Annotated in this window: 8 protein-coding genes; 2 read left to right on the top strand and 6 right to left on the bottom strand. The window is 29.3% G+C overall.

The features are described from left to right. Nucleotides 1-17: 17 nt before the first annotated feature. A complete protein-coding gene (gene mip, locus JV122_RS05030) occupies nucleotides 18-2,351 on the bottom strand; it encodes an Ig-specific serine endopeptidase MIP (protein ID WP_205842970.1) in 2,334 nt (777 codons plus the stop codon). A 163-nt stretch (nucleotides 2,352-2,514) separates the two neighbouring features. Between mip and JV122_RS02660 the strand changes: the two genes are divergently transcribed. After that, on the top strand, nucleotides 2,515-5,109 hold the full coding sequence (locus JV122_RS02660) for a putative immunoglobulin-blocking virulence protein (RefSeq protein ID WP_205842969.1): 2,595 nt from the start codon (nucleotides 2,515-2,517) through the stop codon (nucleotides 5,107-5,109). A 37-nt stretch (nucleotides 5,110-5,146) separates the two neighbouring features. Here JV122_RS02660 and JV122_RS02655 read toward each other — a convergent pair whose 3' ends face one another. Together JV122_RS02655 and JV122_RS02650 are read right to left on the bottom strand one after the other, a co-directional pair. Next, on the bottom strand, nucleotides 5,147-10,111 hold the full coding sequence (locus JV122_RS02655) for an MGA_1079 family surface serine endopeptidase (RefSeq protein ID WP_205842968.1): 4,965 nt from the start codon (nucleotides 10,109-10,111) through the stop codon (nucleotides 5,147-5,149). Between the two features lie 6 nt (nucleotides 10,112-10,117). Beyond that, on the bottom strand, nucleotides 10,118-11,380 hold the full coding sequence (locus tag JV122_RS02650) for a hypothetical protein (protein WP_205842967.1): 1,263 nt from the start codon (nucleotides 11,378-11,380) through the stop codon (nucleotides 10,118-10,120). A 319-nt stretch (nucleotides 11,381-11,699) separates the two neighbouring features. Between JV122_RS02650 and JV122_RS02645 the strand changes: the two genes are divergently transcribed. Beyond that, nucleotides 11,700-13,079 (top strand): FAD-dependent oxidoreductase, encoded by a 1,380-nt coding sequence (locus JV122_RS02645; protein ID WP_205842966.1) that lies wholly within the window; start codon nucleotides 11,700-11,702, stop codon nucleotides 13,077-13,079. A gap of 16 nt (nucleotides 13,080-13,095) precedes the next feature. On the opposite strand, the gene JV122_RS02640 is transcribed toward JV122_RS02645, so the two are convergent. The 3 genes from JV122_RS02640 to JV122_RS02630 all read right to left on the bottom strand — a co-directional run bounded on the left by JV122_RS02640 (nucleotide 13,096) and on the right by JV122_RS02630 (nucleotide 17,547). Then, nucleotides 13,096-14,652: a hypothetical protein gene (locus tag JV122_RS02640; protein ID WP_205842965.1), complete on the bottom strand. Its 1,557-nt coding sequence runs from the start codon at nucleotides 14,650-14,652 to the stop codon at nucleotides 13,096-13,098. A gap of 184 nt (nucleotides 14,653-14,836) precedes the next feature. After that, on the bottom strand, nucleotides 14,837-16,594 hold the full coding sequence (locus JV122_RS02635) for a DUF31 family putative serine protease (RefSeq protein WP_205842964.1): 1,758 nt from the start codon (nucleotides 16,592-16,594) through the stop codon (nucleotides 14,837-14,839). Between the two features lie 143 nt (nucleotides 16,595-16,737). Then, nucleotides 16,738-17,547 (bottom strand): HAD family hydrolase, encoded by an 810-nt coding sequence (locus tag JV122_RS02630; RefSeq protein ID WP_205842963.1) that lies wholly within the window; start codon nucleotides 17,545-17,547, stop codon nucleotides 16,738-16,740. Nucleotides 17,548-17,550: the final 3 nt, after the last annotated feature.

The following is a 17,550-nucleotide window of genomic DNA, read 5'->3' as shown; positions in this document are numbered from 1 at the left end:
AAACTGTTCTTTTTTTCTTATTTGCCTGTATTTTCTGTATTTTTGAATTTAAACTTCTCTGGAATTTCGTAATTATCTTTAAAGAGATTTGTGTGTTTTGAGCCATATTTTTCAATCAGTTTTTGTCTATAGGAACTCTTTTGGTTTTTTCCTCCACCATAGATTAGATCATACTGTGGAAGATTGTATTCTCCATAAGCACCTTTGTAATCAAATCCTTCTGATCTAAATGCTGAAGCAAGTCCTGTAACAGCAGATTGGTTGGAAGCGTGGAATACAGCAACTAACTCATTGTTTTGATTTCTCATTGAAGAACCTGAAGAACCTCCTAAAGGAGAGTAAGCTCTTGGTAAATAAGAAAGTCCTGAAGAAATCAGTGTTTTTCCTGTTTCTTTAGAAACTAAAAAGTCTTTTCCAACTTTTGATGCAGAAATAAATTCATCAGATAATCCTGGTTTATCAACGAATGTTCTATAACCTAAAGCATAAGATAAATCATAACCTTTATTTCAGACTTTTTCAGGTATAGAATATGTTTCATTAATTTCATTTAAACTAATGTTTCCAAATAAATCAAAGTCTCCGTTTGTAAATAAATAGAATGATCTTACTTTGTTTTGGTATTCAAATTCATCTACATATTGATCAAAAGTAAAATCGTTTTTAGCAGATGGATAACCAACTAAATAGAAGTTATCTACAGCTTTTGGTGTTTCTCCTTTTTTGATAACAAGTGGTTGATTTGCTTTTTCATAATTACTTAAATAAGAAGTACTTAGGAATTTGATGTGTTTGTTTTCGTTTGTTGCATAACTGTTTGTAAAACTTTTTGCAACTTCTGATTTATCAGCTTCTGAAAAATCGAAATATCCTCCATAACTTCCATTGTTAGGTAGTTTATTAAAATCTAACTCAAGAACTGCAAAATCTATAAATTCTTCTGCATCTTTGTATTTTTCAGCTTGCTTTTTCTCAAGAAAATCAGCAGGTTTGGAATTTAAATAATCTTCTGCTGTGTAGAATGTTGTTAGTGCTTCGTTTCCTTTAACCATATCACTAATTAGTCTTGAGAATTTTTCATGATCAAATTCAACTAATCCTAATTTTGTATGAATTCCAACATCTGGATTTAGTTTAGTTAGTGCAAATCCTTTTACATCTTTATACTTAAGAATATTTGCAACGTGTAAGTTTGTTCCAAAGAATCATTTTGTTGGGTATTTGCCATTTTCTTCTTTAATAAAATCTAAAATTCAGATTGTTCCAGATTCAGAACGAGAAGCATTTTTGTTGTCTGGTCTTTCTGGATCTTGGAAAGTTACAGTAATTTGGTAAGTTTGCAGTGCATAATCTTTGTATTTTTCATTAAGTAAATATCTCGGAATTCCAAATTGTTGGAATCTTGCTAGATCTGGGTTTTTACCTCTAAAGTCTGTGTTATTAGGAGCTTTAGGAACTTCAGGGCCATCGTTTAGTGAGAGCTTAATTTCGCCTTCTTCACTAACAGGAATTGTAAATCCTTTTAGTTTTTGATTTTCATAATTATCTAACCCTAATTCTTCAGCTTTTTTGTTAAATTCACTTAACTTACTTGATTCTAGATTTTCTGTAGATCTAAAATCTGCTCCTTGTCTGCTTCTTAGTCCAGATATATATTTTTCATTGTCTTTTTGGAATCTATATTTTTGATCTCCTGCATAATATTTTTCTTGTTCACTTTTAGGTACGGGTTGAGATAAAATGATTTTATTATTAGCATCAACTCCACGAGGATTTGTTCTAAAACCAGAATAAGCAACTCTTTTTGTGTATTCTTTTCCTTTTACTTTAAAAAGATATATTATTTCTCCGCTTCCTGTGTAAACAGATTTATCTGTTCCGTTTTCTTCTCTCTCAATAGCAACAGAAAGAACAGAAGCATTATTTTTAATTTCTGCATTATCTGTTCCTTTTACATTAAATTTTATGCTTGTTGGTATAAGTCTACTAAAGATAACTTCATTTTTAGGTTTATTAGGTCCATCTCATTCTGTTACTTCTATAGTTAGATTGTCAATTTCTCTTTGTATATTTTTATCATCGCCTTCAACTGATTCGGTTTTTTTAGAAGTAGAAGCTCCTTTATCAGCTTTAAATTCTCCAGATTCTTTTGTTTTTGTGTCAGCTGTTTTTGGTGTTTTTGAATCTTTCTTTTTGTCTTTATTGTCTGTTTTTAATTCTTTTTTAGGATCTTTATTTTCTGTATCATCCTTATTTTCTTTTGCTTTTTGTGCTGGGGAACATGAAAAAGCAACTAATGGAAGTGCTGAAATCAATCCTGTAGTTAAAATTATTTTTTTAGTTTTATTCATTTTCGACCTCTCTTTATTTACAATAAAAATTATAAAACTTTAAGGCTAAAAATTTACTAAAATAAAGGAAAAACGCTAATTTTTGGCAAAAAACGCTATTTTTCATTTTGATTCTTATTTTTATTTTGTGTTGTTCTATAATTTAAATATATAAGGAGAGAAAATGAAAAAATTGACAAGTACTAAAAAATTAATTATTTTAGGAGCAGCGGCTTTAAGTATTCCTGGAGCAGTTTCTTTAGGAACTATTTTAAATCTAAAAGGAAATGGTGTTAAAGCTACAAATCCCTTTTTAATTGAAAACGGAGTTTTAAAAATTGACAACAGAGATGTATATTTTAATGATGCAGATAACTCCATTAGAGACTGAAATTTAAAAGCTAAACCACAAGAAGAAGCACCTATTGTTAAAATAAAAGAAGAAGAAAAACCTGTTGAACCAATTAAAGAAGAACCTATAGTAGAACCTACAAAAGAAGAAATTAAACCAGAACCAATTAAAGAGGAAACTCCTGTTGAACCTATAAAAGAAACAAAACCAGAACCAACAAAAGAAGAGATTAAAGCACCTGAAGTTATTGTTGAAAAACCTATTGAAGAAAAAATTCCAGAAATTAAACCAACAGACCCTCCTAAAGTTATTGAAGAAACTAAAAACGAAATAAAAGAAGAACCGATTGCAAAAATCGAGACTCCTGCACCAGAACCAAAACCTACTGAAAAGGTTGAGCCTGCCCCAGCACCTAAACCAATTGAGAAACCTGTAGAAAAAATTGTTGTGCCACCAGCTCCTGCACCTAAACCTATTGAAAAAGTTGAACCAAAACCTAAACCAAAACCTCCTGCAGAACCTTTAAGAGAAGAACCTGTAGTTGTAAAACCGACAATTAATTACAACACTTTACCAACAGAAGAAACAGTTTATTATGAACTAAACGGTAAGAAAATTAAAGCAGTAATTAGACATAGACCAAAAAGACATAACGACTCAAGAGATATCGCTGCAGGTATTGCTTCACCTATTAACTACCAAAGATACGACACACCTGAATTAGTTTCAGCTGAAATTACAGACGAAGTAAGAGAAGCAAATAGACAACTTGCAGTTAAATCGTTCAAAAGTTATGGTTTCCCTTCAAACATACTTCAAGACATTAAAACCCCTGATTCAGCAACTTTTAGTCTTAAAAAGTACATTGATAATGAATATTTCAAAAAGAGAATAGATAAATTTAGAAGACTAATCGAAAATGGCGATGCTGTCGTTAACTTCTTAACAGACGAAGGAAAAAGACTTTATCCTGAACTTAAGAAAATACAGGACAAAGATGTTAGATACATTAAAATCATTTCTTACTTAGACTTCTCTAAATTTACAAAAATTTCTGAAGCCGCAAATAACGACTTAAACAAAGGTCTAACAATTGGAGAAGATAACGCAAACGTGTATGTTAATGAAAAAGGAGAACTCGATTCTTATTCAAGAGATCCTTTAATTAACCCTGTACAAAACTCACTAATTAGAGATAATACACACAGAAGAGTTTTTGGTTATAGTTCATATTATGGTAGAACTCCAGGAAGAGTTGATGAAGGAACTTACGAAGGATGAAATAAAACAGACATCACTGACAGTGCTGAATTCAAACAATTTGGTGTTTCCAAAGAAGATGGATTTAAAATCTCAAGACTTGACAGAATTGAACCTCAAGCAAACCAAAGAAATACAGGAATTGTTGTAGAAATTGATGCTGCTAACTCAAGAGGTTATGCAAAAATCAAAAAATTCATCAAGCAAGCTATTGATGAGAAAAAAGAAATTACAAGTTACAGAATTAGAAACATGGGAGCTACCGATACAAACCAAAGATTCTATGATATTCTAAAAAGCTTGCCAGCACACTTGCCTCAATTAGAACTTTTCTTTGAAGGTAAAGGAACAAATACACAATCTCTAATTGCTCTTGAAAACAAAAAGATTGATGAACTTTCCCTCTATACTTCAGGTAATTCACTAAAAGAAGGATGAACACTAAATCCACTTGCTTTAAGAAATACAAGTTGAGTTAACACAGTCGACTACAACGTAAGCTTCGATTATGCAAGAGGAGCTAAAATTCCTACAAGAATTACTTTTGATGCCCTTGCTTTTGAAGAAAGCGATTTACTAAACGGAGCTAACAAACTAAAAAGAATTAACGAAGGTCTTAGAATGGCTTACTTCGTTAGAAACAATGAAGCTGTTTTCCAAGGTGGATTTGGTGCTGGACTTAACCCAGATCAAAAAGAAGGCGGAAACAGTTATCCTGTTGGACTCGATTTAAGTAGGGTGCGTTCTCTAAAAACATTAAGAGGTCTTGTATTTACAGATATTTACAAAAAATCAAATGCTAAAAGATATCTAAAAAGAATTAAGTTACATAACGACGGCGACACTTATGAACTTGACACAGATGAATTAGCAGAAGCTCAATTTGACATTTTAGACAGAACAAGTCCACAAATGCCACCTTCAAAAATTGAGTTTTCTAATGGTTCTGAAACTCAGAAAATCAAACTAACAGGAAATCATTTGAGTTCAAAAGCTGTAACACAACTAAATATTCTGCTTTATTGAACAAAAGGAAGTTTATCAGGAAGAAACACGCCAATATTAGTTGAAGAAGGAAACACAACCCTTTACAACGAACTTCTTGATAATGGATTTAAACCACAATACACATCGAGAACACCTCAATACAGCGATGAATTAGTTTAACAAAAAAACACTCACTTAATTGCGAGTGTTTTTTTGTTTAGTTTTTGATTTCTCTAAAGAATCAAGGTAAGTTAAATTGGTTTGGATTTTTAGCATTAGCTCTTAAAATTTGCCCTCCGAGAGAGTTTGTATTTTTAAGTTCTAAAGGATTTTCTCCTTCTCAGTTAATTCCAAATAAGTTGTATTTTGGACTGTCATATTGTCATCCAACAGAGTAACTTCCTGTAGGAATTCCTCCTGAAGTTCAAAGAGAAGCAAATTCTCCGTTTCCAATTTGAATTCCTGTTCCTGAGTTTCCTGATCCAAATTGCAATGTTGAAAAGTCTGGAGATTGTTCAAAAACAGTTGTATTTCCGTTTATTTCAGGTCTGTGATTTACATAACCTGTTTTTAGTCCTCAAGCTGGGAAACCGTTGTGAGCCATATCTCTTAATACAGGAACATAAATTTCTGATATTTCATATCTGAAATTCATTTTGATTCCAGCAAGCTTAAATCAGTTTTGTAAATGTTTAGCAAGCCCGAAATTCCCGTGTTCTTTTGCATATTTAATTACTGGATTAATATCAACAACAGAAACAGCAGCATCGTAATTCTTTCTTTCTGTTCCATCTTTTGAAATTTGTGAGTTATCAACTCCAACTCATAGAACATTTGAAATAGTTCTTCCAAATCCTACTTCATTTTCTGTAGCTCCATATCTATAACCATTCAAGACATTATTTGCATATCTATCACTGTAGATCATAAATCCTCTATGAACATCTTTAGAAGGTAGAGAATCGCCCGAAAGTTGATTTAGTGAAGTAAATTCTTTTTCAACGTGGTGGTTAGTTAGTAAATAGAATCTTCCATCATTTGGATCGTCATTTACCTTTCCAATCATTGAACCAGAACCATTAATTGAGTTAGCAACATATTTAATACTTCTTGCTTTAACAGAATTTACTAAATCTCAATCTTTTCATTCAGCTCTAATTCACTCACGATCTGGTTTATATCCTTCGTGAATTTTGTAAATTACGTTTTGGTTAGGGTTGTAAATGTTGTGATTTGAAGACTGTTTATCATCGTTATAGTGTAAGAAAGGTTGGTTTTGGATGTCGTAATTTGTTTGTTTATAGTTATATTGGTTAGTTTTGATTCAACCAAAGTCTTCGTGTTCAAGTGAGTTTGTGTATTTTAGGTAGATTTTTGCAGGAGCATAAGCTAAAAAGAATGCTCTTTCATTTGAAAATACTTGATCTTCTGGTTGATCTCCTAAATAACCGCTCACGATTTTTTGTTCTTTATTTTTTAGTTGAAAACTAATCTCAATTCCTTTTTCAGGATTGTATTTAGCACTGAAAATATAGGCTATTTCAGGTATTTTGTGTGTTTGTCCGTCTACATTAACACTGAAATCGCCAACTTTACCTTCGATAAAAATTTCTTCGTTTCTAGCAAGTTTTTCAAAGTCTAAATCAAATTTTGGAACATGATTTTCTTGTTTGATTCTGTTTTGTCTGTTGTTTGTTTTGTCAGCAACATAAGCATTTCCAAACAGACTAATTCTAATACTTCTGTGTCTTGCTGTTTCTGTTAATAAAGTATTTTCTATGTATTTTTTATCAAGAACTCAAGAAGCAACATTTGTATCTTTGTCAATAGTTCACTCAAGATCTTTTCAGTAAGGTTCTAAAATTCTTTCTCTTCTGATTTCGTTTTCAGAATAGAAAATTGTTTTTAGATTTTGATTTTCAAAAGCAAAATCAGTTGCTCTTGAAGTAAGTGAACTTGATTTAAATCCTTTAATTTTGTATCACACATCACCTTTAATTACAGAGTTATCATGGTTACTAAATCCAAATCTTACAAAGGCACTATCATCATCAATGTTGCTTAAAGCAATTATTTTAAATCTATTTTTAGGTAGAGAGTAGTTTTCATACTCGATTTCATCACCATATTTTAGACCGATAGCTTCATTAAGTTCCTCTAAATTATTTGTATAATAAGAGGCTTCTTTTTGTGAAATTAAATCCTGATTTACAGAAATATCAGATAGTTTAATGTTGTTTAAGATAACTCTTGGGTAATGAACTTGCTGGAAATCATTAACAAAGTTATCTAAAATATACTCTTTGTCTGTTGTAAATCTTTTTGTGCTGTCTTCTTTGTTAATGAATCCAAGTTTGAAACCAATTGAACGCTTATTAACTTGTCTAATATCATAGAAATAATAATCATATTTATTAAGTAGCTTGTCATTTAGTTTTGAAGGAGAGATCACGGCATCACTTTTAGCAACACCATTTCTTGCAATAATTTTTGCGTTTAAAGGGACAAATCAGTCGTTTTCGAAACTTTGACCAACTACTGAACTGTCTTTTGTAGCGTCATGAAGTTCAATAAAGAAGTTAAGTTTTTCTAGTGCACCTTGAGCAATAAAGTCTTTAACATTTAGTGCTCTATACATAGTAACATCTTCTTTACTTTTTGCTTTTCCTTGCACTTTTCTGTGTGAAAAGTTAGTTTCATTAATCTTTTTAATTTCTGAAATAAAGTGTTGTTCAATAGTTTTGAATTGAGAACCAACGAAATCTTCGCGGCTATAGAACTTTTTATTTAAAGGTTCGATAGCGTCATAACTTGTAGGTTTAAATCCTAAAACTTCTTTTGTATAAGATGCTTTATTTGAAGGCAGAGCTACCTTATTTCCGTTTTCTTTGTATCAAAAGAATAAATCGGCACTTCCACCTTTATCGCTATTTTTTTGTCCTTTTCAAGAAACTAATTCTTCTACATAAATCTCATATTTTCCGTATTTTGGTAAGTTATAAAGAGTTTCAAAAGCTTGTTTTGCATCTTTTGAGTAAAAATCATTGTGTGTTTGTGTTTGATTTGGTTTGATTTCAATTTCGGCTAATAAGTTTTCAACAGGTCCACTTAATAAAGAAAGGATTTTTTCTTTATTTACTTTGTCATCTTGTTGATCATTTTCATCTGCTTCAAAGTTAACAACATTTTCACTTAATAACTCAAAAGTCTTAATAACTTGTTTTCCATACAGGATTTTTAGTGTGTTTTTGAGTTTTTTATTGTCTAAACCAAAGGAAGAATCGAGTTCATAATTAAAGAAATTAGCGATTCCTGTTTGTTTTTTAGTGAAGTATTTTTTGTAGTTTTCATTTGCTGAAAATTCTTTGAAATTAATTTTTGAAAGCTCAAAATAGTTAATTGTATAAAGAGCATCAAGATTTGCTACAGAAATTTGATTAATTACTTCATTAATATCTCTATCACTGAAACTGAACTCTTTTTCAATTGTTGTTGTAAGTTGAGAATCTGTTTTTGCAGTTGCTGAAATAGTTAAAACAAGTGTGTTTTTATCACTTTCTTTTAGTTTTAAGTCACTGATTTCATAGTCAATAAATTCAGTATCTTTGTTATTAAAATACAGTTTTGCATTTTGAAGTGTAACAGATGCTGAATAAAGATATTGATTTAAACTGTATGCATTTATTCTTTCATCAATTTTAGCTATTGAAACATTTTGAAGTGCTTCATCTTTAAATAAATCAAGCACGCTTTTTGAGTTGTCATCACTTTGTTTTTCAATTTCATCAATTTTATTAATAAGTTCTGAAATTTTGCTTATTGTGTTGTTTGGAGTTTGAAGATCATAATTGTTTCAAATTGAATCTTTGTAAGATTTTTCAATTTCAACTTTTAATTTTTTGTATTGATATTGTTTATTTTGAGCGATTGAATTAGATGAAATTTGTTGTTCAAAAGAAGAAATCTTATTTTGAAGTTCACTTATTTTTGTTAAGAATGAATTAAAGTTTTCTTCAATTGCTTTAATTTCTTCCATTGTGTTTGATTGACTAATTTGGTCTTGAATTAGTAGCTTAAATTTTGATTCTAAAGGAGAATCCTGTATTTTTGACACAAAAGCATCAAGTTCTTTTTGTGCTTCTTGTTGATTTTGTTTTAATTTGTCTTCAAAATCAAACATTGATTTTAATTCGCTAACAGCTTCAAGTTCAGTTTTTAGTTGTTCTTTTTGCTCGTTGCTAAAAAGCTTAAAGTTTTTAATTTGTTCTAAAAGATTTTCTTTTTTCTTTGTGATATAGTTGCTTTCGATATTATTGTCAACTAAGTATTTTCTGAATTTTTCAAGTGTTTCAGTTATTTTAGTTTGTATTTGTGATAAATTATCGAAATTAGAAATGTTTTGAGCATCAAAACTTTCAACTTCTTTTTTGATTTGTTCTCATTGTTCTGTATTTTCGTGTGTTTGATCTTTAAAAAGATTAAACATAAACATTAAATCACTTAAAGATTGATCAGCAGATTTAAGATTATTAAATAAAGAATCGTAGTCGCCCGATGACTTAAGTTCTGTATTAAACTTTTTATCTACAAAACTTAAAAGTGCGCTATTTTTAAAGTCATAAGTATTGATTTTTGTTGCAAATTCTTCAAGTTCTTTGTTTTTTGAGTCAATTTCAGGGTTTAGTTTGTTTAATTCTTCAATGTTTTTCTTTATGTCTGAAACAGAATTCATTGTTGACTCAAAAGATTTGTTTAAAACAGATGATTTTAGACTTTCTCTAAAATCATTGATTTCTTTTAGTTTATTGCTGATTTGTTCTTCTTTTTCGTTTAGTCTCTGATTTAGTTTATTAACAGGAATTTGTTCAAAATCATTAAATGTTTTAACAAATTCTTTGATGTTATCAATTTGTTGTTGTTTTTGTTCTAAATTAAGTTCTTTTTTAAAAGATAAAACTAAACTAAATGACTTTAGGAAGCTATCTAGTTCTTTGTTTGGTTGGTTTTCTATATATTTTGAAAATAGTAGTTCTTGTTTTCTTTCTGGACTCATTGAAGATTTAGAATCATTTAAAACTCCAAGAGTTGTTCCTACAGCAATAGATCCTGTTGTTAAAACAGCTCCAGTTATTGCTAATGGGACTATAAGACTTTTCTTTTTCTTTTTGTTTTTCTCTTGCATAATTACCTACTTTTTAGATACATTTAGTGTATAAACTTTTGTATCTCCATTTTGTGCTGTTACTAAAATTTTATAAACTCTTTTAAGGACATTTTTGTTCTCATCTTTTTGCGAAAACACCTGTTTGAGCTGTATATTCATTCTTGTTTTAATATTGTCATAAGTTATTTTAGGTTCTTGATTTAGATCATCTAATTGAATGTTGTAGTCTGTTTTATTAGCTTCGAAACCTTCAATTTCTTTATCATTGATACTTATTGAATTTAAATGAGAAATTGAAGATTTTTCAGCAACTTCTAGATACTCTGGACTTTTTGCAAAGAATCTAAAGGCTGTTATTCCTATGGATGAATTTCCGCCTGTTTCTGTTTTAGCTGGCTCTCATTCAAATTTAAAAAAGTGTGTTTTTATTGTATCAAAGTTAAATTCTGTTGGTTCAGTTACATTTGCTTGTGAACTCATTTTGATGTCTTCACCACCAAAATCAGCTGCACTATCTTTTTCAAGTCTTGTTACTGGAATTCAAGTTTTGCCGTCTTTTGAACTAAAGAACTTCATTTTTTCAGGAAGTTTTTTACCACCAGGCCCTCCAGTTCATCATCAAATTTTGATTTGCGAAATTGTTTTCTCTTCATTTCAATTAAAAGTTAAATAAGGTTGCTGTTCTTGATTGTGTTTTCTTGAGTTATCTCATTTATAAGTTTGTGAGGTGTCCGGTGTTAGAATAAATCAGATATTTCTTCCGCCATCAGTTGATGATTTCTTGAAATCAATCATTGAATTTCCTTGAGCTTGATTAAATGCTAAAGGTACAGAAGAGCTATAACTCACGCTTTTATCGTTTTGATCAACATAAACTTTTGCTTTAACTTTTTGTTGAGGGTTTGATTCTAAATGTCCCTCAACTTCAAAAGTTTCATCTCAAAGTGTTTTTTTGAATCTATCACTTTCTCAAACTACTTTTTGTTCAGTCACAACGTTAGAAGAATTCACAACTTTAATTGTTTCTGGAAAATCTTCTTTATATAGTTTTTCTCCCTTTAGGACTGTAACTATTGGTTCTTGAAAAATTTCATTTTGATCTGAAAGTTTTAAGTTAAAAATATCAACATTTGGGTCTGTTGGAACTGTTGGTTTTGTGAAAGTTCCGTTATATTGACTATCTTTTTCTTTGTCAAAATCAATCTTTTCTTCGCTTTTTTGACAAGAAAAGATTGTAGGAATTGTGATGGCTGTTGCCATTAGAATTGATCACTTAATTTTCTTCATTTTTTCTCCTTTTAAAAGTGTAATAATTTTACTACTTTTTTAATTTTATATAACTTTAATTATTAGCTTTTTTTAACTAAAAAAGCAACTTTTCAAACAAAGAAAAAATAGAAGTGTTTTTGAGTCATGATTTTGTAAAAAGCAAGCTCAAAAATATGATTTTAGACTACTTCTTTAGCAAGCTTAAAAATGAAAAAAGCAAATTGTATGCAAAAATAAGCACATTTTTTCAAAAACTAAAAAAAGATGTTAGTTTTTGTTTATAAAAGTTTATAATATTAACAGACAATTTAAAAATTTATGGAGGAATATTAAACATATGAAAATTATTTCAATCGGTGCTAACCACGCTGGAACTTCTTTCTTAAGAACAATGAAAAAAGTTTCACCTAACGCTCAATTAGTTGCATACGACAGAAACACAGATATCTCATTCTTAGGATGTGGGATTGCTCTTTGAGTAGGAGGGGAATTCGACAACCCAGATGGTCTATTCTACTCAAGTGTAGAAGAATTAAAATCAATGGGGATTGATGTTAAAATCGCTCATGAAGTTATCGAAGTTAACAGAAAAGAAAAATATGTTGTAGTTAAAAACCTACAAACAGGAGAAACATTTAAAGACAAATACGACAAACTAGTATACGCTGGTGGAACATGACCAATCATTCCTCCATTTGAAGGAATTAATTTAGAAAACATTCTAGTTTCAAAAATCTTTGCTCATGCTAAAGAAATTAAAGCTAAAGCAGTTGATCCTAAAGTTAAAAATGTTGTTGTAATTGGTGCTGGATACATCGGAATCGAATTAGTAGAAGCATTCCACAAATACGGAAAAAATGTTACTCTAATTGACATGCAAGATAGAATCGTTCCTAACTACTTCGACCCTGAATTTACTTCAAAAATGGAAGCTTCAATCGTTGAACACGGAATTAAATTACACCTAGGTGAAAAAGTTCAAAAATTTGAATCTAAAGATGGAAAAGCAGTTTCAGCAGTTGTTACAGATAAAGGTAAATATGAAGCTGACTTAGTTATTTTAGCTATTGGATTTAAACCAAACACAGAATTAATCCAAGGTGTTGAAAAAACAGCAAATGGTGCAATTAAAGTTGACAAATTCCAAAGATCACTTTCAGACAAAGATGTATATGCAATTGGTGACTCATCAGCTATGATTCACAACTCAACAAAAGAATATGCACACATCGCTCTAGCTACAAACGCTGTTAAAACAGGTATTATTGCAGCATTCCACTTAGCAGGAAACGAATCAATTCCATTCCCAGGATACTCAGGAACAAACGCAATTAACGTATTTAACTACAACTACGCATCAACAGGACTAACAGAAGTTTCTGCAGCTAAAGTTGAAGGTATTAAAGAACACGTTAAAACAATTTACTTTGAAGACAATGACAGACCAGAATTCATGAAACACCACTACAAAGTATGAGTTAAATTAACATTCGATACAAAAACATTAAGATTACTTGGAGCTCAAATCGGTTCAAAAGGTAGAGCAGCAAACCACACAGAAGTTATTTACATGCTATCATTAGCAATCCAACAAGGATTAACACTTCCTCAAATTGCTCTAATGGATTACTACTTCTTACCACACTTCAACAAACCATTTAACTTCATTATTCAACCAATCTTAAATGCACTAAACTTAAACTACAAAGAAAAATAAAAAAATAAAATCGAGATTATTCTCGATTTTTTGTTTTTTCTTTTTTTCTGTTTATTCACTCTAAAATTAACTGTTTTCTTTTCTCTCATTGTTCAATTCTCTTTGTTTTTAGTTTTTCTCCATAAAGGGATTTTATGGCACTTATATAACTTTTTTTCTGTTTTTGATAAGGAACTTTTTCTCAATCTTCTATTAGTTTTGAAATCCCAAAATACTCATAATATTTGAGTCATTCCTTAAATGTCATGTTTTCTTTTTCTTCTTTATACAAAGAAAACATGTAGTCAATAAACTCTTTTTCTGTTCCAATAAAATCATAAGTTTCAATATTTTTGCTTGAACTATTTTTTATTCAACTTCTATTAAGATTATTAAGGATGAAATAGTTTAAGTCATCTTTTTCAAATTTCTTTAAAATCATTCCGCTAATATCTGAATACAGAAAAATAGGAATTCCGTTAGGATTAGAATTATTATCGATGTTAAGCAATCTTCCAAAAACAGGTTTTAATTCAGTTTCGTTTGATGCAGTTGAATCAAGTGTTTTGAGAAGGTTTAAATTTTCTTTATTTTCATCTTTTTCAAACACATCACTTAATAGTTTTTTGGGTGAATCATCGCTATTTCCATCTCATTTTTTATAAACAATTTGATCGTCTATAAGTTCTCTATTTCAAGCTATTTGTTTTTGAAATTCTTCAGTAATATAAGTGATATCTTTTAAATTACTGAAACTATTTTCAGAATCTTCATCATAACTGTGTCACTCTTTTTTATCTGTTTCAAATTCTGCTACAGAAACAAATGAATCATAATTTTGAAAAAGATCTTTAGAATCAAAAACTTTTTTAAGATATTTAGCCTTGATTTTTATGTTGTCTTGTCAAACAGAAACCCTTTTTTCATCAGATGTTGAGTTTTCTATTTTTTCAAGATCTTCATGAGGCATCAAAACAAAAAATTTTGTTTTATCTTCTGTATCTAAATAATCAATTATTTGCCCATTAATAGTCTGGTTCTGAAATTTAAAGATTTGTTGTTTACTAGAATAACTAGGAATTAATGTAGTTTGTTGTTGTTTTTTATCTTCTTTTTTTAGACCTTTAATTAATGCAGGGATTCTAATTTCTGTTGAGTAAATATGTACAAGAATGTTTCCAAATATAATACCTTTATCTTCTATAACTATTGTAGTTTCTATCTTTGGATTAACATTAATAAAATATTTTTTATCTTCATAAAAGAAGTCTTTTTTAATAGATACAAATCTTCTTATATCGCTTTTTAGAAACTCTGATGCTGTATTTTCCTGTATTTTAGATTGATTAAGCTCTAAATCATATTGAGTAATATTGTTTGTAAATTCCTCAAACTTTTGAGAGATTTTTTCTTTTTTATTGCGTTGCTCTTCTGTGACATAGTTGTAAGCCATAACAAATGGTAAAGAAACTCCGAAAGCAATAAAAGCAAATATTCCCATAACTCAAAGTTGTCTATTAGGACGATCTAAAGAGAGAAACTTTTTTCACAATCCTAAATCATTTGTATCTTTGTTATTATTTTTTTCATTCATTTCTATACCTCAATTAAATGATTCGTCGGTTTATATCATTTTTTATCATCTTCATCTCGACTTTTCTTTATGTATAAATTTTGAGCTATACAAACAGGTGTGGAAAAATTATTTTTGGATTAAAAAACGAACCATTTAAGTTGTAATAGCACATGTCCGTTTTGCTTTTTATAATTTCAGATTTTTATTTAAATGGTTCTTCAATTAATTCTTTTACTCTTTTTATTAAAAATGTCTTATAATCATTTCCATAAAGTTTGAGTAAAGAAATTAAATAACTGTTTTTTTGATCTGAACGTGACACATAGTTTCCATAATAACGTTTTTGAGGATTTTTCAAATGTACATCTCTGCTTGAATTAAACTTTTTTTGTATTCCTTCTCAAATCATTTGCTCATCTCCTATTAAATCATAAATAGAAAATTCTTCTTTTTTAACTTCTTCATAAATAGATTTATCATATATTCTAGAACCTGTATATCCATGTGTATTTAACACAAAATATTGATTAGACTTTCTATCGCTATCTGATGCATAATTTATTCCCTTTAATTCACCATTGTAAAATACAGGAGATCCGCTTGAACCTTTTCCAAAATTAGCTGAAAGAATTCTTCCTTTTCAACCTTGAGTCTTATACTTTACATTGTTAATTGTAATAAATTCGTTCTCATCAAAAAGAGAATCTTGAAATGGTATTTCTTTTGGTTTATATGGATAATCCCTGTTATTATGAAATTCATAATTTTTTAATTGGTGAATACTGTCTGGTTTTGTTTTATAAATTAATGTGTTTTGGTTTATTCAATTTTCTGTTGTTTGGTCATCACTTGGAGCATTTTCTGAAGTATTTATGTAAGAAAGCGTTTGAATATTGTTTATATCTCTTGTAATAGAAGCACTTCTTAAGTTTATTATTGATTTATCGATGTTATCTAAAACATTGTTAAAGAATTTTTGTGCTTTTTCTGTGGTTTCAAAATCAATTTCAAGAACACCAACATCGATCATTTCTTCATATTCTTCGCTTATTTTATTTCAAATATCATGAGGTTTTGTACTCAAGAAATCCGTTCCTTGAAATACTGTTTTTGGTAATTTAGTTTCAATTGTTAAACTTTTCTGGGAATCGATTACTTCATCATTTATATTTGGAGAACTGATGTAAAAATTAGTTGTTTCTTCTTTGGAGTTGTTGTTGTATAAAGGGTTGTTTCCTGTGTGATTGTTTACATCTGTAATATGAGCGTTTGTTAAGAAATATCACTTTGTTGGAAAGGTGTTATTTTCTTCAATTTTATAATCGATAAAAACTCCATTTGCACTTGTTAAATTTCCTTTTTTGTCCTTGAAGAAAATTTGAGATTGTAAGTTTTGTTCTTTTGAAACAAAGGGATTTGCAATTATTCTTTTAGACACAAAATCATTTCCATCAGTTGCTTTAAATCCATCAATTGCATAATCGATTTCTGTTGTTTGATAATATTTATTTTCAATTGTTAATTTTGCAATAATAATTCCATATGTTGGATAAGCTCTTAAAAATTCAATATTTGAAACTTTAAGATCGGAGTGTTCAGCTTTAGCTTCTGGATAATTATCATAAAAAGAGAATTCTTCTTTTAGGGTATTTAAATCTCTAAAACTTGTATCCTTATCTTGAACAGAAAAATGGTTGAATGAAATATCTGAATTATCCACTTGTCCTAATGATCGTTTTGAGTATTTTTGATTTCTTTTTTCATTTTCAATACGTATTTCGAGTTGTTCCTGAACATTTTTTTCTGTACCAAAATGTATTGATAATCCTATGATAGCGTAAAGAGTAAACAGAAAAATAAAGGCTGTTGCCATATATCCAAACAACTGTTTACCTCTAAGTCTCTCTTTATTTTTGTTATCCTTAATTTCTTTGTTTTCTTTGTTTTCTAAATTTTCCATTCTCTTCCTCTGATTTTATTGTATTTTAATTGTACTACTAAAATTTCTAATTATTCGCGAAAATTTACTAAATTTGAGCTTTAGTTTTTCTTTACGGAAATTAAGAAAAACAAAAAAATCGAGACTATTCTCGATTTTGGTGTTTATATTAATTCACGCACTTTTTTAGCAATTGCATCTGTGTTGTGGTCGCCTATAACGTCATAAGCAGCTTCTTTTGAAGCATCTGTTCCATTACCCATTGCAACTCCGTATTTTGCATTTTTAAGCATTAAAATGTCATTTCCAGAGTCACCGAATGTAACTAAATTATCATTAGTTAAATTAAGTTTGTCAAGAGCCATTTTAATTCCGTTGTATTTATCTGAATTTAGTGGATTAATATCTAAATAAACTCTGTTTGTTACTAAACAAGTTGCTTTGTTTTGGTATTTTTGTCTGTATTTTGAAGCTATTTCTTCAATTCTTGTTGAAGAGTTTCTTAAAGCTAATTGAGTGATTTTTTCTGATTTTAGATTATTTCTAATTTCAAGTTCTGTTTTGAAGTGATCTGGATTGTAATCCATTTTTTCTTGAGCATCTAATCACTCATAATCTTCATTTTCTGCTTTGTAGTGATATACATTATGTTCTGTACTTACAGAAAAGAAAGATTTTGTGTCTTTTGCTTCTTGCAGCATATCTTCAAAGTAATCATTTGATAAGTAATTATTTATAAATGTTTCATCACTTTTAACATCTAATAGAACTGTACCATTGTTTGAAATGATGTAGTCAAAGTGTGGATATTGTTCTAAGAAGATTGTTGTAGATGCTACAGCTCTTCCTGTTGCAATAGCTAAATAGTGTCCTTTTGCTTTAGCTTCATCAAAAGCTTTTATTGTTTCTGGATGTATTTTACTTTGTGAAGTTAATAATGTTCCGTCTAAATCAAAAGCAAAAAATTTTTTCATATT

This window comes from Mycoplasma procyoni, from assembly GCF_017052595.1.
In the GTDB taxonomy this organism is placed as follows: Bacteria; Bacillota_I; Bacilli_A; order Mycoplasmatales; family Metamycoplasmataceae; genus Mesomycoplasma_A; species Mesomycoplasma_A procyoni.
Note: the sequence above shows the minus strand (reverse complement) of the source record. Positions and strands in the feature narration are given on the sequence as shown.